Consider the following 22580-nt stretch of genomic DNA (forward strand, 5'->3'; position numbering starts at 1 on the left):
ATGCAATCAATTCCTTTTGTAGACCTCTACGCTCAGTATCTCTCTATCAAGTCTGATATAGATACTGCTATTGAGAATACCATTAAGAATACCAGTTTTATCGGAGGTAGTCCGGTAAGTAATTTTGAGAAAGCCTTTGCAGCTTATTTGGGTATCGATCATGTAATTGCCTGTGGCAATGGTACCGATTCTTTGGAAATCATTCTGAAAGCATGGGGCATTGGTGAAGGGGATGAAGTGATTGTGCCTGCACATTCCTGGATTAGTACTTCCGAGGCAGTAGGCAATGTGGGAGCGAAGCCGGTGTTTGTAGATATTGAAGCAGACTATTATACCATAGATCCTTCAAAAATCGAAGCTGCCATCACTTCCAATACAAAGGCCATTATTCCGGTGCATTTATTCGGTCATCCGGCCGATATGCCTGCTATCATGGCCATTGCAAAAAAGCATGGTTTGAAAGTAATGGAAGATTGTGCGCAAGCACATGGCGCTACCATTAATGGGAAAATGATCGGAACCTGGGGCGATGCCTCCAGCTTCTCTTTTTATCCCGGCAAGAATTTAGGTGCATATGGTGATGCGGGATGCATGGCTACCAATGATGTTGCATTAATGGAAACCTGTCGCATGATCGCCAATCACGGCCAGAAAGGAAAGCACAATCACATTATTGAAGGAAGAAACAGTCGATTGGATGGACTGCAAGCAGCCATTCTCTCTGCAAAGCTTCCACATTTAGCAAAATGGACTGAAGCACGTATTGATCGTGCGGCAAAATATACCGAGCTCTTACAAAATGCTGATTTGGAATTGCCCAAGGTAAAAGAAGGATTCAAGCACGTATATCATTTATACGTGGTGAAAACCAATAATAGAACGGCATTGATGCAATCATTGAAAGAGCAAGGAGTAGAAACCTTTGTTCACTATCCTACTGCACTTCCATTCTTAGCATGTTATGCTTCTCAAGGTCATAAGCCGGAAGATTTTCCCAACGCATATGCGAATCAATCAAAGATTCTGAGTTTACCAATTTATGCTGAACTAAGCGATGAGAGTATTTCGATTATTAGTGATATTGTGATCAACGCGGGAGAACATGTTTTTTCAAAATAAGAAAGTCCTTTTAGTTAGTCCCGAAAAGTGGGGGAAATTAAGAGTTTCGAAACACAACTACGCTATAGCATTACTTACGGTGGCAGATAGCGTGTTTTTTTTGAACCCGCCTGATTTGAATTCTTCAGTTTGGGGCAAAGTGGTACAGTCTGAAGAAGGAGTATTTGTAATTTCTTACAAGCCAATCGCGCGAGGAAAAAAGTTCCTCGGTGCAATTGTTTTTTCTTTTTTACAGTGGGTACAGTTTGCTGTAATATTTCGATTTCGATTTGGTAAATTTTCAGTTGTTTGGAATTTCGATGATGGAAACTATGATAATCTTAATTGTTTTGGCGCCGATTTTAAAATCTATCATTCCGTAGATCATACTGACGATCGCATGCAATCGCCATGTTCAAAAACGGCGGATATTATTTTTTCAACATCTCATAGAATTTTAGAGTATCAGCGAAGCCCAGGCGTCTTTAGCTCGGTAATAAACCATGGCATTAATTCCGTTTTTGAGAAGAACGCTTTGAGAGTAAGAGATGCAATCAAGAACGAAAAGATCGATCTATCAACAAAAATTCGCAAAGTTGGTTTTTGGGGATCGCTTCTTAAACAGAGTTTAGATAAGGATCGAATTTTAAGATTAGTAGAAGCAAATCCAGATGTAGAGTTTGTCTTTGCTGGTCCTTTTGATGCTAAGCAGAACAATCTTGGAGGGCATGATTTTAATGAAATTGAGAGTTTTATCAATAAATTGTCTAGTTACAAATATGTAAAATTAGTAGGGCCCAAGTCTTCTTCCGAAATAATTGAAACCTTTAAAGATGTGGACGTCCTTATTAATCTTGAATTTCAATATTCCGCAAGGTGGGACAATGGAAACCCGCATAAAATTATGGAGTATCTGTCCACAGGAGCTGTTGTTTTTACTTCTCCAATGATAATGTATCAAGATTCAGAACTGGTATATACGATTGAACAAAACGAAGATGTGATTGAGAAATTTAATCAGTTGAAGAGCGCATTTTCGGAACTATCAAGTAGGCAAAATAGAATCAAGAGAATTGACTATGCACTTGACAACACATATGTAAATCAGATTAGAAAAATTTCATTACTGATAGAAACAGAGGCACGGAAATGAGGAAAATTTGTTTGATTTCTGATCATCACATTTGCACTAATCCAAGGCTATTGAAAGAAGCGCTGGCATTGAGCAAAGCAGGATATGAGGTTGTGGCTTTGACGATTTTTACATCGTTTCAACAGCTTGAACGCGATCAAAACCTACTGAAAGCAATAAAAGGGGTTACCTATAAACCGGTATTAAATCTAATTGAAACTGAGTCGCCATTTTTGCTACGATTTTATTATCGACTTCGGAAGAAGATAGTATCTTATCTAAAGATCTATTTTGGTTTCGAATCCCCATTGCTATTAGGATATGCTCCAGAATTGTTACTTGAAGCTTCTTTAAAGGAAGAGGCTGATTTGTACATCGTTCATATTGATTGCGCACAATACGTAGGCACAAAACTTGCCGAAAAAGGTAAAAGAGTAGGTTTTGATTTTGAAGATTGGTACTCTCACGATTATATCAACAAACTGAGGCCGGTAAAATTTCTCGAAAAGATAGAAAAATACGCTCTAAATAATTCGGCCTTTTGTTTGACTCCATCAAATGCAATGGCAGATGCCATCAAAGACTATTACACTGCAACGGCTAGGCCAGTAGTAATATACAATGGTTTTCCTAAGGTTGAAGTAGATTTAGAAAGTAAACATTCAAATAGTGTTTCTATAATTTGGTTTTCACAAACAATTGGCACAGACCGTGGAATAGAAACAGTTTTTCAAGCGCTTAAAGTAGTCGACTTCCCTATATCATTGAAGTTAATTGGTGATCATGATGAAAGTTTGAAGAATGAGTTTGAGTCATTGTTTCCATTTTCAAAGGGCCATCAACTTATTTGGTCACAACAAATTCCTGCAGATCAGTTGCAGAAAGAAATTGCAAAACATACTATAGGGCTAGCACTGGAACGTGAAATGCCCGAAAGCAGGAATACAACTGTTACGAATAAAATTCTTCAATACCTGCAGTCGGGTATTCAAGTAATTGCTACAAAAACATTGGGGCAGCTTGAAGTAGCAGAAAAGATGGAAGGTGCTGTTCATGTTGTTGGTTTCGATAGCCCGAATGAGATAGCTGAAGCGATACACCAAATAAGGATTAACGCTAAAGACGCCAAACAGATTATTGATAATTATGATAAGTTTTTTTCTTGGGAATCTCAAGAAGGGAAATTAATCGATACCGTACGAAACGCTTTAAAATGACCTTTCCACCCATTGCGATGCTTCATCATATTGGTGATGATCCGAGACTTGAGGATCATAAGCCTTATGCTATTTCCAAAGAAAGTTTTATTCGCTTACTTGATTACATTGAAAAGAACGGAATTGAAACCAAGGATTTCAATTCTTGGACAGCTCAATCCTCTTCCATTTTTTCAAAACAAGTGATGTTAACGATTGACGATTGTTACCGTCATTTATTGGATTTCGCTATTCCCGAATTGCAGAGAAGAAATATGAAGGCTGTGCTTTACATGCCTACCGCTCATTTTTCTGGCAGTAACACTTGGGACAGTAAACAAGGAAAATCCTCAATTGAGATCATGTCTGAGTCTGAATTGCGGGATGTGGCAATGGCTGGATTCGAGATTGGAGTGCATGGGCATCAGCATATTGAGTTGGATACCGTTTCTTTTGAACAAGCGCAAGCCGAATTATTAAACTCAAAAGAAATTCTTACTGAACTAACAAAAACAACTATCAAGTCGATGGCATGGCCATTTGGACGAGTACCCGATAGATATCAAGAAATGCTTAAATCCATCGGATTGAAATTTGGCTTGGGGATCTATCATCCAAAAGGTGATCGATATGCTATTCGAAGATTTATCTATCATGATGGAGACAATGAAAAGACATTGGCTCAGAAGCTCAGTTTGTCCTATCGAATTTATCGTGCCATAAAAGGATAACATGAAAACGGAAAGCCAGCAAAAGGGTAAAATTGAAACTATTGAAACGCTGAGAGGTATTGCATCTCTTGCAGTTTGTTTGTTTCATTTGACAAAAACCAATTTGCCTTTGGAAGGATCAGCAGCTATTTTAAGTAAAATATTTGCCTTTGGATGGTTGGGAGTAGAAGTGTTTTTTGTGGTTTCCGGATTCATTATTCCCTATTCAATGATCAAGGGGAAATATACTTTAAGTCATTTTTTTCGATTTCTGGCAAAGCGATGCATTCGTATCGAACCACCGTATCTCGTGTCAATCCTCATGATAATTGTACTAGGATACATTTCTATGTACATGCCTGGCTATAAGGAAGGAAGTTTCAACTTAAGCATTGGCCAGGTAGCCTCTCATGTAGCTTATTTACCCACTCATTTGGGTTTTGAATGGCTCTCGCCTGTATACTGGAGTTTGGAAGCGGAGTTTCATTATTATATACTCATCGCTTTGATCTTACCTATAATGTTTAAAGGTAAGACTTGGATGATGAGTGTCTTCGCCTTACTATTGGCGGCTAGTTATATTATTCCCTTATATGTATTCAGTTACATGCCCTTTTTTATTGCGGGAATTGCGGCTTGTGCCTTGCGTTTCGAAAAGCTTACTAAACTTGAATTTGGAATCGTTGTTCTTATTTGTATGGCTGTGTCTATTCATCGAGATCAACCGGCAGCCATGTATCTGAGTATTGGCGCCACTGCCGGAGCAATAGCTTGGTTAAATATTAAATCGAAGGTCACTGATTTTTTAGGGAAGATATCCTTCTCCTTGTATTTAGTACATGTGCCTATAGGAAGTAAATGTTTGAATTTTCTTGGCCGCTATGCGAACTCGGAGTTTAGGCAGTGGTTGATTTTTATATTTGGCTTGGTAGTTTGCATTGTTGCGGCATGGTTGTTTTATCTGTTAGTGGAAAAGCCTTGTCAAAAATACAGTCATAAACTTCGTTATAGTTCTTGAAAAAGGTTCTGATTATATCGCCCCATTTTCCTCCGGTCAATACGCCCGATCAACATCGAGTGAGAATGAGTCTTCCGTTTTTTTTGGAGTTCGGCTGGATTCCAACAGTGCTAACTGTAGACCCTGCCTTTGTAGAAGGATTTCGCGATCCTGTGTTAGAGGCATCCGTTCCCAAGGATGTGAGGGTGATTAAAGTGAAAGCATTCTCAACCAAGCATACACGTAAAGTTGGCTTGGGCGCTTTGGGAATGCGCGCTTTGTGGCACATGCAAAAGGCAGGAAATCGATTGCTAAAAAAGGAGAAATTCGATCTTATCTATTTCAGCACTACCGCCTTTCATGTGTGTTGGCTGGGTCAATATTGGAAACGAAAATTCAAGATACCTTTTGTAATTGATCTTCAAGATCCGTGGAGAAACGATTTCTACCTCGATAAACCCAAGCACTTGCGTCCACCGAAACACGGATTTGCCTATTCCATTCACAAAAAAATGGAAGGTGATACCATGCCAAAGGCTTCCGGTGTAGTGAGCGTTTCCAAAGGGTATATTGAAATGATGGAACAACGTTATGGATTGTTATCAAAGAAGGTTCCGATGGAAGTGATTCCATTTGGGGCTTCCTCCAGAGATTTTGAAATTGCCGGAGAGCAAAAAGTGGAACCTTATTCTTTCGAAAATTTCGGTCAGAAAATCAATGTCGCCTATATTGGGGCGGTCACTCCTTTTTTCTTGCCTATTATTGAAGCATTCTTTTCTGTTTTTTTAGAAACATGCACGAATCCCCATTTGTACCATTTTTATTTTTTGGGCACTAGTTATACTGCCAACGCAGAGAAAAGAATTGAAAAATTAGCTCAGAAACTTGGAATCACAAATTTGGTAACAGAACAAACCGATCGTATACCTTATTTTCAAGCGCTCCGAACTTTGGAGTCTACGGACATTATTTTTATTCCGGGTTCTCAAGACAAAGATTACAATGCTTCTAAAGTGTACAACTGTATTCTTTCTAAACGCCCCATTTTTTCAATTTTTAATGAAGAAAGTTTAGTGAAGTCGATTATAGAAAAGTCCGGTTCCGGAATAGCCGTTGGAGTAGGCGCTAGCGATGATTTTACCATGCTAAAAAATAAAATCAAAGCACGAATCGGTGAGTTTTTTGGACTCGAGAAACGACCAATTGAATTAAACTACGCGCTAACCAATCAATTTTCGGATCGTTACTTTACAGAAAAGCAAACGACACTTTTTGAAAGAGCCATTTCTTTCGAATCGAAATAATATAGCTACCTTATCTTGAACGATCATTAATATTTGATGCATGTACGGAATCAAAGACATTCTTAAATACATTTCTAATCATCCATTGGCCAAACATAATCTCGTAAAGGCCTATTGGAGATTCTTTAGTTGGCAATTCAGTCAACGGCTCTTTCCGAGAACCATTGCGTATCAACTAACTGAACACTCCAAGATTTGGGTTAAAAAAGGGATGACAGGTGCTACCGGAAGTATTTATACAGGTTTGCATGAATTTGAGGACATGGCATTCCTTCTTCATTTTTTGCGAAAGGAGAGTTTATTCGCCGATATTGGCGCCAATGTGGGCATTTTTAGTGTGTTGGCTACAGCAGAGTGTGGTGCAAGAACCTTGAGTTTTGAACCCGCACCAAACACCTATCAATGGGTCGAGAAAAACCGTACTTTAAATGGTGTGGAAGCCTTGCAAAAGTGCTTTAATATTGGTGTTGGTGCGAAAGAAGAAACGGTGCAATTTTCAACCGATTTAGATACTATTAATCATGTGGTACAGGAATCAGAGACCGGCGTAAAATCGGTAACTGTTCAAATTCGACCTTTTGATTCCATTGCTGCAGAAGAAGGCATTCCAGAATTGGTTAAGATTGATGTAGAAGGCTTTGAAATGCCGGTAATTCAAGGTATGCAGCAAACACTTTCCAACCCACAACTCCAAGCAATCATCATTGAACTGAATGGAAGTGGAACGCACTATGGATTTGATGAAAAATCTATCCATGAGAATTTACAATCTCACGGGTTTTCTCCCTACCAGTACGAGCCGTTCACAAGGTCTTTAAAGGCTGTTACCCATTGGGGCACACACAACACTATTTATATAAAGGACATCGCATTGGTAAGCAAGCGAGTTAAAGAAGCTAAAAAAATAACTGTATTCGGAGTTCCGTTCTAATGAAGAAGCTAGCAATTGTAACTACACATCCTATACAATACAATGCGCCTTTTTTTGCATTGTTAGCTTCCTCCGGTAAGCTTGATGTGAAGGTGTTCTATACTTGGGAACAATCTCAGGCTGGAAAATTGTACGATCCGAATTTTAAGAGAGAAATAAGCTGGGATATTCCTTTGTTAGACGGATACAACTATCAGTTTAGTAAAAATAGTTCCTCTAATCCCGGTTCGTCTCACTTCTCAGGAATCGACAACCCAAATTTGATTCAAGAAATCAGCGAATTTAGTCCTGATGGTTTGCTTGTTTTTGGATGGAGTTTTAAATCGCATCTTAAACTGCTGCGTCATTTTTCCGGAAAGGTACCCATATTGTTTAGAGGTGATTCTACGCTTTTGGATGAACCTAAGAATTTTTCTGTTAAGAAGCTCATCAGAAGAATGTTGCTGAGTTGGGTGTACAAACATATTGATGCTGCTTTGTATACCGGGGAAGCCAATCGAGAATACTTTATCAAACACGGGATAGCAAAGGACCATCTTTTTTATGCACCGCATGCAATTGATAACAGTCGTTTTAAATATGCCTCTCTTGCAGAAGAAAAAGCGGAGAAGTGGAGATTGGAATTAGGTATTGCTTCCAATGAAAAGGTAATCTTATTTGCAGGGAAACTGGAACCTAAGAAGAATCCCCTAGGACTCATGCGTGCATTTAAAGAGCTTAACATTCCCAAAACGCATTTAATCATTGTTGGTACGGGTGTTCTTGAAGCTTCTTTGAAAGAACTAGCAGCAGGTGACCCAAGAATTCATTTTCTCGGCTTTCAAAACCAACAATCCATGCCCGTAGTATACCGTTTGGCAGATATTTTCGTTTTACCTTCCGTTGGTCCCGGCGAAACTTGGGGATTGGCTTTGAACGAGGCGATGGCTTGCAATAGAACAGTAATAGCTTCGGATCTTTGCGGGGCAACTGAAGATCTGGTGAATAAGTGCGGGATTGGATGGCAGTTTGAAGGCAGAAACCAAGCATCATTGAAAGAAACCCTTCAAAAAGCACTCGCACTCGAAAGAAAGGACTTATTGGAATTAGGTGGAAATGCGGGCAAATTGATCGATAAATTTTCCTTTGATGCCATCGCAAATGCAGTCATTGAATGGACAGAAACTAACTAATTTTACAGTTGAAAGAATAATATATTGAAAAAACTTAATAGACATATTCCCATAAAGTTTTCTGGGGGCATGGTGATAATGCTGTATGTGCTTCTTGGTTTGTGTCTTTTCTTACCAAACGGTGCGTATCTTTTAGCCGGCTTATTGGTTTTTGTAGGCATCATTAAATTCATTTGGAAAATTCATGCGCCGGGAATATTGATATTTTCTTACTTTCTTCAATGGCTGCAGGTGTTCACTTTTGTGTTTTGGATGAACCTCTCCAATAAAGGAATGGATGGTTTGTCTGCCAACGGCGATAATGCATATTTCCTTTCGCTTATTGGGCTTTTTGTTATGGCTGCAGCATCAAGCATTGTGGTTGGAAGATTAAAGTTTTATGAATACAATGATTTTGAAGTTTCAGCATCTGTTATAAATCAAAGAAAGCTATTGATTTTATATATCATTTCTACCACTTTTTTAAGCGGTATCGGTTTTATATTGGGTAATACTAGTGGGTTTACTCAGATTCTTGTTACCGTTTCATCATTGAAATGGGTTTTTCTTTTATGGCTTGGTTATGTAATTTGGGTAAAAAACACCCATCGTATTTGGCTGGTGGGAATTGTGCTTTATGAGTTTATAGTGGGCCTGTATTCTTATTTTTCGAGCTTTAAAGAAGTGATCTTCTTTGTAATTATCCTGTCGCTTACATTCGTTGTTGTAATTAAGTTCAATCAATTTATTCGACTTACGTTTATTGGTATTGCGCTTTTTGGCTTATTGATTACCTGGTCTGCAATCAAAGGGGAGTATCGAAATTTCTTAAACCAAGGTTCTAGGCAACAAGTTGTATCTGTTTCTCGTGAGGAAGCGCTCACCAAAGTTTCTGAACAAGTTGGAAAATTGGATTTAGATAAGTATCAAAAAGCCTTGGCATACACTGCCTATCGCGTTCAATATGTATATCATTTCGCCTTAGCTATGGATCGTGTGCCCAATGTTATGCCGTTTCAAAACGGCCAAGTCTGGGGTGAAAATATCTCATATGTACTTACTCCGAGAATTTTAAATCCTAATAAAAAACTCTATAACGCTTCCGAAAAAGCAAGCAAATTTACTGGAAAACGTTTCGCCGGTTTGAAGGAAGGATCATCTTTTAGCTTGGGTTATTTTGCAGATGCTTATGTCGATTTCGGCCCAATTGGAATGTTCATTGTTTTAATTGCTATGTCGATTTTTACTGGTGTCGTTTATCGAGTATTCTATAATATGACTGAGTTAAACCTGTTTCTTCGATACTCAATTATTTCTGTGTCACTATATAGCTTTGCTTCTTTTGAATCCGATGGTTTGTATATGTTCGGACGTTTATTGACCGACTTCATTGTATTTTACTTTCTAGCTCGTTTCGTTTTCCCCTCCATCCAAAAATGGGTCTACGATTAAACTTAAGGGCACGCTCTTTGTCTATACCTTCTAACGATGCACATACTCCGTATTTTTCGAAAATCATCTCCGCAGTTTCATAGCTTCGAACGGGTGTTCGCACAAGTGGGATTGCCCGAGGGTAGTACCGATACCCTTCAAGATTGGCATCTTCCGGAAGGAAAAGCTGATCCTATTTCTATATTGAAAAACTGCAGAGCCGCCGCCGCTCAAAAGGCCGATGTTTATCATATCACCGGTTTGGCGCATTACCTAATGCTCGCACTGCCTGCTAAAAAAACTGTGTTAACCATTCACGACAGTGTGTTCCTATACCGGCATAAAGGCTTCAAGCGCTGGATGATGAAGAAATTATTCCTCGATTGGCCGGTGAAAAGAGCCAAAGTTATTACGACCATTTCTCAGCAATCAAAAGACGAAATCGTACAACATACCGGAACCAACCCCGATAAAATTCGGGTGATCTACAATCCGGTAGACAAACATATTTACCATCGCCCCAAAACATTCCATGCCGAGCGCCCTGTCTTCTTATTCATTGGCGTAACACCGAATAAGAACCTGGCCAATACGCTGGAAGCTTTGAAAGGCATTCCCTGTCATTTGATTATGGTGGGAAATTTCATAGGAGAAGCCCTCGACTTACTCGAGAAATCGGGACTTTCTTTTGAAATCCGCAAAAATCTCAGCGATCAACAAATGGCAGATGCCTATGCAGATGCCGATATCGTGTTGTTTGCCTCCGTTTACGAGGGTTTCGGCCTCCCCATCATTGAAGGCCAGAAAGCAGGCCGGGCCGTACTTACCAGCAATGTAGAACCCATGAAAACTGTGGCCGGAAAGGGAGCGTGTTTGGTAAATCCACATCAAATTGAGTCCATTCGAGAAGGCATTTTAAGACTTATTAGTGATACCAATTACAGAGAAGCGCTTATCAGTGAAGGATTTACCAATGTAATACAGTTTGAACCTAAGTATATTGAACAACAATATGTTGAAGTGTACCGTTATATGAAAAGTTTTAAAAATTATGAATTAACAATTAATAATTAAGGACACGCTTTGTTTCAAAGAGTCAAAAAATAAGACTTCTTTTTTGGCGCTTCGTTGTATTAAATTAAGTGCTTGTTACAACTTCAATTTTTTGCAATGCGAGAAACACTAGCGCAACTGGAATCTGATGAATTATTAATTATTAATTGTTAATTATTAATTAGTTATGAATTTTCTACTTCGCATCCGACAAGCTGCCGGAAACCTGTTCCGGAACCACAAATTGACCTATTTTTTGCATGGGTTGTTTGTGTTCGGGTTGTTTTATGCCTATACTGAAAATGCCTACGAAGAGCAACTTTTTGGCGCCATCGCCCAAAATGTGCGCAGTACCATGAGCACGGAAGCTTTAAAATCAGAAGATAGTATCGTAAACAAGTGCCTTTCCATGACTCACTATTTGGAAGCACGTCGTCGTAAAATTTTCGGAGACACCGATCTGAAAGGTTTCAAAGCCGAAATCTTGCAACCGGTAACCTTCGATTTAATGACCGGAAAAGGGGCTTGCGGAAGTAGTTCATATGTAATGGGACGATTACTTCGAGAGTTTGATATTCCCTTTCGCTTTGGTCAAATGAAGGCCAAAGGAATTTACGGAGGCCACATCATAATTGAAGCTTATGTTAACGGGAAGTGGAGAGTATTAGACCCTTTGTACGAATTAAAATTCATTGATGAAAAAGGTCAACTCGCCGGATTCGCAGATATTCAATCACATTGGGATTATTACAAACAACAGGTACCTGTTGGCTACGATACCAGTTACCGATACGAAGATGTTCAGTATACCAACTGGAACAAAATTCCGGTGATCATGCCGGCCTTTAAGCAAATTTTAAGTTGGGTGAAAGGAGAGGAGTATGTGAAAACAGTTTCTGTTCGCGTGTGGGTGTTGAGTAAGTACAAAGTAATCTTTCGTGTAGGAATCACGTTGTACCTGAGTTTGCTGCTTATACGCTTGTATTTATATCGCCACAAACCTTTGAAAAAGGCGACCGAACTTTTGCAGCCTATTAACAAAAAGTTTGCAGCGGGTTTATGGTAAGCAGGTATTTTTACGCGAGAAATCTATTTAGTCCTACCTTTACGTTTATTAGTACACGAAGTCCCCTTAGGCCTGATTAACACCTTAGACATTTATGTGCGGTATAGCCGGAGTATTATATTTTAACGGAAAAAAAGCGGAAGAATCCACGCTGCGTAGCATGACAAAAGCTATGGGACATCGTGGTCCCGACGCAGAAGGAATTTTTACGAAGAATCAAATTGGACTCGGACATCGTCGTCTATCCATTATCGATACCTCAACAGGCGCTAATCAACCCTTTACCGATCGCTCCGGAAATTTTCACATGGTTTACAACGGCGAAATCTACAATTACAAAGAAGTAGGTGCCGTAATTCCAAATGCCACTTACAAAACTACCAGTGATACCGAAGTTGTAATAGAAAGTTTTGCTCATTTTGGTGTGCAAGGAGTAAAAGCCTTTAAAGGCATGTTTGCGTACGCTGTGTGGGATGAAAAAAATGAAGAGCTCTATTTGGTGCGCGACCGACTTGGAGTTAAACCACTTTACTACTATTCAAACGATCAATATTTTGTTTTTGCTTCAGAAATCAGAACCATTCTCGCCTCCGGATTAGTAAAGGCTGATTTGAATGAAGCTGCAATTTTAGAATTTCTCAGCTACCAATCGGTGAGCAGCCCTGAAACCATTATCAAGGGCATCAAACAGTTGGAAGCAGGTCATTATATGAAAGTGAAGAAAGGACAACAAAGTTCTTTCGCTTACTGGGATATCATGGAGCAACAAGCCTATTATGATTTTTCAGATCATGAAGCGGTTACTTCTAATATCCGTGTGTTGTTGCAAAATTCAGTGGCATCAAGAATGGTGAGCGATGTGCCTGTGGGAGCATTTCTTTCAGGTGGTATCGACTCTAGTGCTGTTGTAGCATTGATGTCTACTGTAAGCAATGCCCCCAATACCTTCAATATTGCTTTTTCCGAAAAGGAATTCGATGAATCGGATTATGCTACTGCACTGGCTAAAAAATTCAATACCAATCACCATCATATTTTATTGAAGCCGGAAGAATTATTGCAAGACCTCATGCCGGCATTGAATGCAATGGATACTCCAAGCGGTGATGGTATCAATACATATGTTGTTTCTAAAGCAGTAAAACAGCAAGGCATAACGGTAGCCCTGTCGGGTATTGGGGGAGATGAATTGTTTGCGGGTTATCCTTTTTACCGTCATTTCAAAAAGCTGCAGTCGGCAGTGCCCTATTGGAAGTATTCCAAATTACTGCGCTGGCCTTTGGGCTTGATCTTGTCAAAATCGAAAAAAGTAAGTCTGCATAAATTGGGATTGATCATGGAACAAGAATCGGTGGGGGTAGAAGATACCTATCCAATTTTCCGATCAGTGTTTACAAAAGATCAGTTAGCGCAATTGACCAAATTAAAAGTTCCGGAAGAACTGATCATTGAATCAAAAATCAATGAAAGCATTCAAGCTATTACAGGTTATCCTGATCTCAGTCAAATCACTATAGCCGAGTTGATGGGTTACACCCAACAAACGCTGTTGAAAGATACCGATCAAATGGGAATGGCACACGCATTGGAAATTCGGGAGCCATTCTTCGATCATGATTTAATTACCTACGTTCTCAATATCCCCGACGAGTTGAAACTCACTTCCTCGCCCAAACAATTATTGGTGGATAGCTTAGGTGGATTGCTTCCCAAAGAAATTACACAACGTCGCAAGCAAGGATTCACCCTGCCCTGGAATGTATGGATGAAAAACGAATTGCGTTCCTTCTGCGAAACGCATATCAATGCACTCGCGAAACGTCCGTTCATGAATGCCACCGCAGTTCAAAATCTCTGGCAATCGTTCTTACAACCCGATAGTAAAGTACGCTGGATGGAAGTTTGGTTGTTGGTGGTGTTGGAGTATTGGATTGAGAAAAACGTGGGGGGTAATTAATAATTAATAAGTAATAATTAATAATTGAACAGCCGGAGTATAAGAGGGAGGATGGAGGAGACGAGGAACGAGGAAAGACAAAAAAGAACAGGAAGAGGAACAGGGGGAAATAAGAACGAGGAGAAGAGGAGACGGGAAAAGAGGAAATACAGAAAGAATTGAGGGAAGAACAGGGGGAATACAGGAAGGAGGAGACGAAGAATCGAGTAACGAGAAAATTCGGAGCGAATGCCAACGCTGCGTTACCGCTGCGCTCGTTGCGCCGCTGCGGTAAAAAGATAAATCACAGAAAGCCATCCAAATACAACAACCCTTCGCGACAGCTTTGCGCCCTTCGCGCACTTTGCGGTGAATCCCCCCATCTCTTGAAACTCTTAATTCTCATAGACTGGTTTGCCCCTGCCTATAAAGCCGGTGGCCCCATTCGATCAATGGTGAATGCCGTGGAGCAATGGCAATACCAATACGAATGCTATGTTCTAACGGGTACCGCCGATTTAGGAGGTAGAAGCTTGGATTTACCCGCTGTGAATGAATGGGTGAACTATAAGAACGGTCCGGCCAAAGTAATGTATGCCGATGCCGCCCACCTAAAATGGGCCGCTATGAAAGCAATCATCAACGAACTGCAACCCGACCTTATTTACATGAACAGCATGTTCTCGTTCTCCTTCGCCATTCAACCCTTGTTGATGCACAGAATGGGGTCGATCAAATGCAAGGCAGTACTCGCTCCCAGAGGAATGTTGAAAGCCTCTGCCGTTCAATTCAAATCTACCAAGAAGAAAATATTTCTAACACTGTTCAAGTTGCTCGGCATTCACAAACGCATTCGTTTTCAAGCAACCGACGAAACAGAAACCAAGGATATTCAAGCCTATTTTCCGGGTGCAGTATCTTTTTATGCACCAAATTATCCCGGCTCACCCGCCCTCGAAAACGAAGTACTACCCAAAGAATCGGGTAAGCTCGATATCCTATTTATTGGACGCATCCACCCTGTTAAAAACCTACATTTCTTACTGGAATGCCTCAAGGAAGTAAATGGCGAAGTGAAATTGACCATTGCAGGTGTGTTGGAAGATGAGGAGTATTGGGGGAAGTGTAAGGGGATTGTAGAGATAGGAGATACAGGAGCGAGGAGACGAGGAGACGAGGAGAGAGGAGATACAAAGAAGGGGGAGGGAGAAGAAAAAGGGGGGAATATAGGAGCGAGGAGACGAGGAGACGAGGAACGAGGAAATACAAAGAAGGGAGAGGAAGAAGAACAAGGGGGGAATATAGGAACGAGGAGACGAGGAGAGAGGAGATACAAAGAAGGGGGAGGGAGAAGAAAAAGGGGGGAATATAGGAGCGAGGAGACGAGGAGACGAGGAACGAGGAAATACAAAGAAGGGAGAGGAAGAAGAACAGGGGGGGAATATAGGAGCGAGGAGACGAGGAGACGAGGAGAGTGGAAATACAAAGAAGGGAGAGGAAGAAGAACAAGGGGGGAATATAGGAGCGAGGAAACGAGGAGACGAGGAGAGTGGAAATACAAAGAAGGTAGAGGAACAAGAAGAGGGGTGGGATACATTCCTCAATAGCGATTCTGCTATCGCACCTCTTGTTGATGTTCCTCTTCCTTTACAAGAACGTCCTTCATCTTCAATTAAAATCTTGAACATAAAGTTTCTCGGCCCTGTTCCACCACATGAACTCGACCAGCTCTATAAAAAACACCATATTTTTGCATTGCCTACCCAAGGTGAGAACTTCGGACACGCTATTTTTGATGCCTTTTGTAATGGGAAACCTGTAGTGATCAGTGACCAGACTCCATGGACTCAACTCGCTGAGCATCATGCAGGTTGGGAAATACCATTAAGCCAAAAAAAAGCCTTTATTTCCTGCCTTCAGCAGGCAATAGATTGGAACCATTCTACGTATAAGGAGTGGTCAAACGGAGCGCATCAACTGGCGGTTCAATTTGTAGCCGGATCCAATATCAATGATCAATATAAAAAGCTATTTTTTTAGATTATGTATATCCTAGGACTAAATGCTTACCACGCCGATTCTTCAGCGGCGATTTTTAAAGACGGAGTGATGATCGCAGCAACAGAAGAGGAACGTTTCCGTCGCGTGAAACACTGGGCCGGTTTTCCTTCTATGGCAGTTGAGTTTTGCTTGAGAGAAGCAGGTATTACCCTCGCTCAGGTAGATCATATCGCAATTGGCCGCGATCCCAAAGCCAAACTCGATAAGAAAATGTTGTTTCTTCTGAAGAACCCTGGTGGCGGTTTCAATGCGGTTTTGGATCGCTTGAAAAATGCCAAAAAGGTGAGTTCGTTAGAGGAAGAGTTTCATAAAATTGACCCCTCGGTTTCTAAAGCCGCTATCAAAGCAAAAATTCACCAAGTAGAACACCACCGTTCTCACTTGGCTTCTGCCTTTTTCGCTTCTCCTTTTGAAGAAGCAGCTTTGTTGTCTATTGACGGTTCCGGCGATTTCAGTACTACCATGATCGGTATAGGTCGAGGTAACAAAATTGAAGTGATCGATTCCGTTGATTTCCCGCATTCCGTTGGATTGTTCTATACAGCGTTTACCCAATTACTCGGCTTTCCTCATTACGGTGATGAATACAAAGTGATGGGCTTGGCTCCTTATGGCAATCCTCAGTATGTCGACAAAATTAGAGATGTACTCATTTTCAAAGACAATGGCCTCTTTGAATTGAATTCAAAATATTTCCGAAGTGCCAAAAGCGGCATTGTGAGTTATGGTGAAGACCATATCCCTGTGGTAGCACCTTTGTACAGCGAATACATGGCCGAGAAATTCGGTGCCGTACGTCAGAAAGGCGAGGAGTTGACACAGTATCACAAAGACATGGCCGCTTCTGTTCAACGCATCACCGAAGAGTTGATCTTCCACATTCTCAACCATCTTCAAAAAAGAACCGGATTAAAACAAGTATGTATTGCTGGTGGTGTGGCACAGAATTCTGTTGCCAATGGAAAAATTACCCGCAACACAACCTTCGATAAAGTGTACATCCCATCTGCCGGTCACGATGCCGGAATCTCTATGGGTGCGGCTTTATACGTTTACAATCATGTGTTGGAGCAACCTCGTGCTGCGGCTATTTGGTCGGCATATACAGGTAGTCGTTTTACCAACGAAGAAATTGAAACTTATTTGCAATCTCGTGGTATTGAATACAAGCGCTACGATGATGAGCAGTTATACGATATCGTTAGTGATCAGTTGATCAATGCAGGTGTAGTAGGTTGGTTCAATGGCAGAGCAGAGTTTGGTCCACGTGCGCTGGGTGGCCGTTCCATTATTGCCGATCCAAGAAGAACCGATGCGAAAGATTTGTTGAACTCAAAGATCAAACGTCGTGAAAGTTTCCGCCCCTTCGCTCCTTCTATTTTGAAGGAATATGTGGGTGAGTATTTTGAAGTAATGGACGATGTTCCTTTCATGGAGAAAGTATTCCCTATTAAAAAAGAAAAACACAGTGTACTTCCGGCAGTAACGCATGCCGATGGTACAGGACGTTTGCAATCAGTAGATAAAGCTGTAACACCGCGGTATTATAATTTGATTGAAGCATTTAGAAAGAAAACAGGCGTGCCTGTTTTATTGAATACTTCTTTCAATGAAAACGAACCCATCGTGAATTCTCCGGAACACGCGCTGGATTGCTACTTGAGAACGCAAATGGACATGTTGGTGTTGGAGAACTGCGTGATCACTCGACACTCTTCCTAATTCGTTTCAAAGCCGACCAAAACAATATCCATGACCATTTCTATCATCACTGCTACCTATAATAGTGCCGCAACGGTTCGAGATACGCTTGCCAGCATCGCTGCGCAGGATTATCCGCGCATTGAGCATTTGATAGTAGACGGTGTTTCGAAAGACAATACCTTGGATATTGTAAAAGAATTTCCCCATGTAGCCAAAGTGGAAAGCAGTAAAGACAAAGGCATTTATGATGCCATGAACAAAGGCGTACGCATGGCCTCCGGTGATGTAGTGGGTATTCTGAATTCAGACGATCTCTATCAACACAATAGTGTGCTCAGCAACGTAATGAAAGCCTTTGAAGACCCCGAAGTGGATCTGGTGTATGGCGATCTTCAATACGTACAACAACACGATATTTCAAAAGTAGTACGCAGTTGGAAAGCGGGCACTTACACTCCGAATAGCTTTTACTGGGGGTGGATGCCGCCGCATCCTAGTTTTTTTGTTCGTAAAAGAGTGTACGATCAATTGGGATTGTTCAGTCTTGATTTAAGAACGGCCGCTGACTACGAAATCATCTTACGATTCATGTTGAAAGCCGGATTGAAAGCGGCCTATGTGCCTGAGTACCTCGTACGCATGCGTATGGGTGGGGCCAGCAATGCAACGCTGAAACACCGCATCAACGCCAATAAAGAAGATCGTAAAGCCTGGGATATGAATGGTCTTAAGCCTTATTTCTTCACCCTATGGTGCAAACCCCTTCGAAAAATCAATCAATTTTTAATTCGATAACATGCCTAAAATTGCCTTGATCACCGGTGTTACCGGACAAGACGGAGCTTATCTCAGTGATTTCTTACTAAAGAAAGGATACGAAGTACACGGTATTAAGAGAAGAAGTTCTATGTTCAATACCGATCGTATTGACAGCATCTATCAAGATCCGCACGAAAGAAATGTTCGTTTTAAGCTACACTACGGTGATTTAACAGACAGCACGAACCTGATTCGAATTATCCAAGAAGTTCAACCGGATGAGATTTACAATCTCGCCGCAATGAGCCATGTGCATGTAAGCTTTGAAACGCCTGAATATACTGCCAATGCCGATGGTATTGGAACACTGAGGATTCTTGAAGCTGTTCGCTTACTGGGCATGATCAAGAAAACAAAAGTGTATCAAGCTTCTACCTCCGAATTGTACGGATTGGTACAAGCAGTGCCACAATCTGAAACCACTCCTTTTTACCCCAGAAGTCCGTATGCTGTTGCGAAACTTTATGGTTACTGGATCACAGTAAATTACCGTGAAGCCTATGGTATGTTTGCGGCTAACGGTATTTTGTTCAACCACGAAAGTCCGTTGAGAGGTGAAACCTTTGTAACGCGTAAGATCACACGAGGTGTTGCAAAAATTGCCTTGGGTATGCAAGACAAGATTTTCTTGGGGAATTTAAATGCACAGCGCGACTGGGGTCATGCAAAGGATTATATTGAAGCAATGTGGTTGATTTTGCAGCAAGAGCAAGCAGAAGACTTCGTGATTGCTACCGGTGTTACCACGCCGGTACGTGAATTTGTGAGAATGAGTTTTGCGGAAGTGGGCATCACCGTTGAGTTTAGTGGAACGGATGACAAAGAAGTAGGGGTAGTTACGGCTTGCAGTAATCCTGAATTCCAATTGCCAATTGGTAAGGAAGTGGTAGCTGTTGATCCACGATATTATCGTCCTACGGAAGTAGACTTATTAATTGGAGATCCTACCAAAGCACAAGAAAAACTAGGCTGGAAACCTAAATACGATCTACCTATGTTGGTTCAGGAAATGGTTGCCGCTGATGTGGAACTGTTTAAGAGAGAGAAATTGTTGAAGGATAATGGGTATGTGATTAGGAATCAGTTTGAATAGGTGTTTAGGCGTTAGGCCTTAGGTTTTTAGGCCTTGGGCTGAATACTTTATACAAACGTTTTTGTTAATTGGAATGGCCTAAGGCCCAAAGCCTAAAGCCTCCATCTGAAACAATGTACTAAACAAGAATAGAAAATGCAACGTCTGTCTCCCATATACATCGCCGGCCACCGCGGCATGGTAGGTTCTTCCATCCAAAGAAATTTGGAGCAAAAGGGCTATACCAATATCATTACCAGAACATCGAAAGAATTGGATTTGAGAGATCAGTCGGCGGTGAATGCCTTCTTTGCAAAGGAGAAGCCTGAATATGTGATTTTGGCTGCAGCGAAAGTGGGTGGAATCATTGCGAACAATACTTATAGAGCAGAGTTCTTGTATGATAATTTGATGATTGAGGCGAATATCATTCATGCAGCTTATGTGAATGGGGTGAAGAAATTACTGTTCTTGGGTTCCTCTTGTATTTATCCGAAAATGGCGCCACAGCCTTTGAAAGAAGAGTACTTATTAACGGGTTTGTTGGAACCAACCAATGAGCCTTATGCTATAGCAAAAATTGCAGGTATTAAAATGTGCGATGCCTATCGGGCTCAGTACGGCTGCAATTTCATTTCTGCGATGCCAACCAATTTGTATGGCCCCAATGACAACTACGATCCTCAGAATTCGCATGTATTGCCTGCATTGATTCGTCGCTTTCACGAAGCGAAGATCAATAATGTTCCCGAAGTAACGATTTGGGGAACAGGTAAGCCTAAGCGAGAATTTTTGCATGCCGATGATTTAGCGGAAGCTTGTTATTTTTTATTGCAGGAATACAATGAAGAAGGATTGGTGAATATTGGAGTGGGAGAGGATCTCGAAATTGGTGAATTAGCCCATCTGGTAAAAGATATTGTTGGCTATCAAGGAAGCATCAACTACGATACTTCGAAGCCCGACGGCACTCCTCGTAAATTAATGGACGTTTCCAAAATTCATGCTATGGGCTGGAAAGCCAAGATTGGTCTGCGAGAGGGGATTGAAGCAGTTTATGCCGAGTATGAGAGAATTAATAAGTAATAATTGATAATTAATAATGAAACAGCCGAATTCGTCCTTCTCTAGAAAAGGGGCTACAATTCTTAATTTTTAATTCTTAATTTGCCACTATGTTTTCAATTTTCAAAAAGAAATACTCCAAACCCCTCGACTTTAGTGGACTTCGAGTAGATATGCATTCGCATGTATTACCGGGGATCGACGATGGTGCACCGGATAGCGAGGTTTCTAGAGAATTGATCAGTGGTTTGAAGGATTTGGGATACGAGAAATTGGTAGCGACGCCGCATGTGATCCGCGACATGTACAATAATGACGCGAAGACGATCAATGGTGCGCGTAGAATGATGGAAGACGATTTGAAAATGGCGGGTGTTGATATTCCCTTGCGAGCAGCTGCGGAATATTTTATGGATGATCATTTTAAGCAGATGGTTGAGAAAGGAACAGAATTGCTCACCATCCATGAAAATAAGGTGCTGGTAGAGTTTTCATTTGTAACGGCTCCCTTGGATTACAAGGAGCAGTTTTTCCAACTTCAAATCAACGGCTACCAGCCCATTTTAGCGCATCCTGAGCGTTACAGCTATTTATGGAACAGACGCGAACTATTTGATGAGTTGAAAAGCATCGGATGTTTGTTTCAATTGAATATTCTCTCTCTTACGGGCCACTATGGTAAGGCTGCCGTTGACATGGCGCAGTATCTTATCAAGAAAGATTACATCAATTTAGTAGGCACCGATCTCCACCACAGCAGGCATTTAGACGCTCTCCGCCATTCTTCCGGTATTGCTGAAACAATCAATGATTTGTTGCACAGCGGAAGACTATTGAATCCAACATTGTAGTTTTTGAGTTGTTCGCCTTCGGCGAAGGGAAGAAGTTTTAACGCAAAGTATAATGGTCTTAGGTTTAAGAGGCTGTTATTGCTTTAAGTTTTTGGCAGCTTGAAGTTCGAAGAGTCGTTTACTTAAGGGCGCAGAGCCGCTTCGCGGAGGAACAGCCGGAACGCAAAGTATAATGGTCTTAGGTTTAAGAGGCTGTTATTGCTTTAAGTTTTTGGCAGCTTGAATTTCGAAGAGTCGTTTACTTAAGGGCGCAGAGCCGCTTCGCGGAGGAACAGCCGGAACGCAAAGTATAATGGTCTTAGGTTTAAGAGGCTGTTATTGCTTTAAGTTTTTGGCAGCTTGAATTTCGAAGAGTCGTTTACTTAAGGGCGCAGAGCCGCTTCGCGGAGGAACAGCCGGAACGCAAAGTATAATGGTCTTAGGTTTAAGAGGCTGTTATTGCTTTAAGTTTTTGGAAGCTTGAATTTCGAAGAGTCGTTTACTTAAGGGCGCAGAGCCGCTTCGCGGAGGAACAGCCGGAACGCAAAGTATAATGGTCTTAGGTTTAAGAGGCTGTTATTGCTTTAAGTTTTTGGCAGCTTGAATTTCGAAGAGTCGTTTACTTAAGGGCGCAGAGCCGCTTCGCGGAGGAACAGCCGGAACGCAAAGTATAATGGTCTTAGGTTTAAGAGGCTGTTATTGCTTTAAGTTTTTGGCAGCTTGAATTTCGAAGAGTCGTTTACTTAAGGGCGCAGAGCCGCTTCGCGGGGGAATACAGCACCACGGGGGCTCGGAGGCACGGTGTTGTTGAGCCTTCAGCGGAAGTAAAAGTTGCACGCTGCGTTACCGCCGCGATCGCTGCGACGCTGCGGTAAAAGAAATTGCGACTCCTTTGCGGTCTTTGCGCACTCCTATGTTTGCAAAGAGGTAAAATATAGGTGATTTTACGAGACAGTGAATACCAATTAGTTTTGATGAATAAAGTGAAAAAGAGTGAGAGCTGATTGCGCCTAAACAACTCTAG

General features: G+C 41.2%; 19 protein-coding genes. All 19 read left to right on the forward strand.

All coding sequences use genetic code 11. From position 1 onward, the window contains the following. On the forward strand, positions 1–1119 hold the full coding sequence (locus tag ACQ2HE_RS19040) for a DegT/DnrJ/EryC1/StrS family aminotransferase (protein WP_430901716.1): 1119 nt from the start codon (positions 1–3) through the stop codon (positions 1117–1119). Further along, on the forward strand, positions 1103–2251 hold the full coding sequence (locus ACQ2HE_RS19045; protein WP_430901718.1) for a glycosyltransferase family protein: 1149 nt from the start codon (positions 1103–1105) through the stop codon (positions 2249–2251). Before ACQ2HE_RS19040 ends, ACQ2HE_RS19045 begins: the two co-directional genes overlap by 17 nt. 50 nt (positions 2252–2301) lie before the next feature. After that, positions 2302–3447 carry a glycosyltransferase family protein gene (locus ACQ2HE_RS19050; RefSeq protein WP_430901720.1) on the forward strand — a complete coding sequence of 382 codons (1146 nt, stop codon included), beginning with the start codon at positions 2302–2304 and terminating at the stop codon, positions 3445–3447. Continuing rightward, positions 3444–4157, forward strand: a complete 714-nt coding sequence (locus ACQ2HE_RS19055; RefSeq protein WP_430901722.1) for a polysaccharide deacetylase family protein — start codon at positions 3444–3446, stop codon at positions 4155–4157. The genes ACQ2HE_RS19050 and ACQ2HE_RS19055 overlap by 4 nt, the downstream gene beginning before the upstream one ends. 1 nt (position 4158) lies before the next feature. Beyond that, complete coding sequence (locus ACQ2HE_RS19060; RefSeq protein WP_430901724.1) at positions 4159–5154, forward strand: acyltransferase family protein; 996 nt, start codon at positions 4159–4161, stop codon at positions 5152–5154. A gap of 65 nt (positions 5155–5219) precedes the next feature. Continuing rightward, positions 5220–6437 (forward strand): glycosyltransferase, encoded by a 1218-nt coding sequence (locus ACQ2HE_RS19065; RefSeq protein WP_430901726.1) that lies wholly within the window; start codon positions 5220–5222, stop codon positions 6435–6437. A 40-nt stretch (positions 6438–6477) separates the two neighbouring features. Then, positions 6478–7368 (forward strand): FkbM family methyltransferase, encoded by an 891-nt coding sequence (locus ACQ2HE_RS19070; RefSeq protein ID WP_430901728.1) that lies wholly within the window; start codon positions 6478–6480, stop codon positions 7366–7368. Beyond that, the gene (locus tag ACQ2HE_RS19075; RefSeq protein ID WP_430901730.1) at positions 7368–8540 is read left to right on the forward strand and encodes a glycosyltransferase family 4 protein; all 1173 of its coding nucleotides are present in this window, start codon (positions 7368–7370) and stop codon (positions 8538–8540) included. Before ACQ2HE_RS19070 ends, ACQ2HE_RS19075 begins: the two co-directional genes overlap by 1 nt. Before the next feature lie 69 nt (positions 8541–8609). Then, positions 8610–9971: a hypothetical protein gene (locus ACQ2HE_RS19080; protein WP_430901732.1), complete on the forward strand. Its 1362-nt coding sequence runs from the start codon at positions 8610–8612 to the stop codon at positions 9969–9971. Positions 9972–10007: 36 nt separating this feature from the next. After that, positions 10008–11024, forward strand: a complete 1017-nt coding sequence (locus tag ACQ2HE_RS19085; protein ID WP_430901734.1) for a glycosyltransferase family 4 protein — start codon at positions 10008–10010, stop codon at positions 11022–11024. 166 nt (positions 11025–11190) lie between these two features. Beyond that, positions 11191–12069: a transglutaminase-like domain-containing protein gene (locus tag ACQ2HE_RS19090; RefSeq protein ID WP_430901736.1), complete on the forward strand. Its 879-nt coding sequence runs from the start codon at positions 11191–11193 to the stop codon at positions 12067–12069. 94 nt (positions 12070–12163) lie between these two features. After that, complete coding sequence (asnB, locus tag ACQ2HE_RS19095) at positions 12164–14026, forward strand: asparagine synthase (glutamine-hydrolyzing) (protein ID WP_430901738.1); 1863 nt, start codon at positions 12164–12166, stop codon at positions 14024–14026. A 365-nt stretch (positions 14027–14391) separates the two neighbouring features. Beyond that, complete coding sequence (locus ACQ2HE_RS19100; RefSeq protein ID WP_430902484.1) at positions 14392–15612, forward strand: hypothetical protein; 1221 nt, start codon at positions 14392–14394, stop codon at positions 15610–15612. Between the two features lie 73 nt (positions 15613–15685). Continuing rightward, positions 15686–16045 (forward strand): glycosyltransferase, encoded by a 360-nt coding sequence (locus ACQ2HE_RS19105; RefSeq protein ID WP_430902485.1) that lies wholly within the window; start codon positions 15686–15688, stop codon positions 16043–16045. A 3-nt stretch (positions 16046–16048) separates the two neighbouring features. Beyond that, on the forward strand, positions 16049–17788 hold the full coding sequence (locus ACQ2HE_RS19110) for a carbamoyltransferase family protein (RefSeq protein ID WP_430901742.1): 1740 nt from the start codon (positions 16049–16051) through the stop codon (positions 17786–17788). Between the two features lie 30 nt (positions 17789–17818). After that, positions 17819–18565 (forward strand): glycosyltransferase family 2 protein, encoded by a 747-nt coding sequence (locus tag ACQ2HE_RS19115; protein WP_430901744.1) that lies wholly within the window; start codon positions 17819–17821, stop codon positions 18563–18565. Between the two features lies 1 nt (position 18566). Then, positions 18567–19682 carry a GDP-mannose 4,6-dehydratase gene (gene gmd / locus ACQ2HE_RS19120; protein WP_430901746.1) on the forward strand — a complete coding sequence of 372 codons (1116 nt, stop codon included), beginning with the start codon at positions 18567–18569 and terminating at the stop codon, positions 19680–19682. 135 nt (positions 19683–19817) lie between these two features. Beyond that, complete coding sequence (gene fcl / locus ACQ2HE_RS19125) at positions 19818–20747, forward strand: GDP-L-fucose synthase (RefSeq protein WP_430901748.1); 930 nt, start codon at positions 19818–19820, stop codon at positions 20745–20747. 89 nt (positions 20748–20836) lie between these two features. Beyond that, a complete protein-coding gene (locus ACQ2HE_RS19130; protein WP_430901750.1) occupies positions 20837–21577 on the forward strand; it encodes a tyrosine-protein phosphatase in 741 nt (246 codons plus the stop codon). Positions 21578–22580: the final 1003 nt, after the last annotated feature.

The organism is Endoryza foliicola, assembly GCF_050589245.1.
Classification (GTDB): domain Bacteria; phylum Bacteroidota; class Bacteroidia; order Chitinophagales; family Chitinophagaceae; genus Endoryza; species Endoryza foliicola.

Coding starts and splice junctions, on each gene's coding strand:
- ACQ2HE_RS19040 (WP_430901716.1), top strand. CDS start 1: ATGCAATCAATTCCTTTTGTAGACCTCTACGCTCAGTATCTCTCTATC.
- ACQ2HE_RS19045 (WP_430901718.1), top strand. CDS start 1,103: ATGTTTTTTCAAAATAAGAAAGTCCTTTTAGTTAGTCCCGAAAAGTGG.
- ACQ2HE_RS19055 (WP_430901722.1), top strand. CDS start 3,444: ATGACCTTTCCACCCATTGCGATGCTTCATCATATTGGTGATGATCCG.
- ACQ2HE_RS19060 (WP_430901724.1), top strand. CDS start 4,159: ATGAAAACGGAAAGCCAGCAAAAGGGTAAAATTGAAACTATTGAAACG.
- ACQ2HE_RS19065 (WP_430901726.1), top strand. CDS start 5,220: ATGAGTCTTCCGTTTTTTTTGGAGTTCGGCTGGATTCCAACAGTGCTA.
- ACQ2HE_RS19070 (WP_430901728.1), top strand. CDS start 6,478: ATGTACGGAATCAAAGACATTCTTAAATACATTTCTAATCATCCATTG.
- ACQ2HE_RS19075 (WP_430901730.1), top strand. CDS start 7,368: ATGAAGAAGCTAGCAATTGTAACTACACATCCTATACAATACAATGCG.
- ACQ2HE_RS19080 (WP_430901732.1), top strand. CDS start 8,610: ATGGTGATAATGCTGTATGTGCTTCTTGGTTTGTGTCTTTTCTTACCA.
- ACQ2HE_RS19085 (WP_430901734.1), top strand. CDS start 10,008: ATGCACATACTCCGTATTTTTCGAAAATCATCTCCGCAGTTTCATAGC.
- ACQ2HE_RS19090 (WP_430901736.1), top strand. CDS start 11,191: ATGAATTTTCTACTTCGCATCCGACAAGCTGCCGGAAACCTGTTCCGG.
- asnB (WP_430901738.1), top strand. CDS start 12,164: ATGTGCGGTATAGCCGGAGTATTATATTTTAACGGAAAAAAAGCGGAA.
- ACQ2HE_RS19110 (WP_430901742.1), top strand. CDS start 16,049: ATGTATATCCTAGGACTAAATGCTTACCACGCCGATTCTTCAGCGGCG.
- ACQ2HE_RS19115 (WP_430901744.1), top strand. CDS start 17,819: ATGACCATTTCTATCATCACTGCTACCTATAATAGTGCCGCAACGGTT.
- gmd (WP_430901746.1), top strand. CDS start 18,567: ATGCCTAAAATTGCCTTGATCACCGGTGTTACCGGACAAGACGGAGCT.
- fcl (WP_430901748.1), top strand. CDS start 19,818: ATGCAACGTCTGTCTCCCATATACATCGCCGGCCACCGCGGCATGGTA.
- ACQ2HE_RS19130 (WP_430901750.1), top strand. CDS start 20,837: ATGTTTTCAATTTTCAAAAAGAAATACTCCAAACCCCTCGACTTTAGT.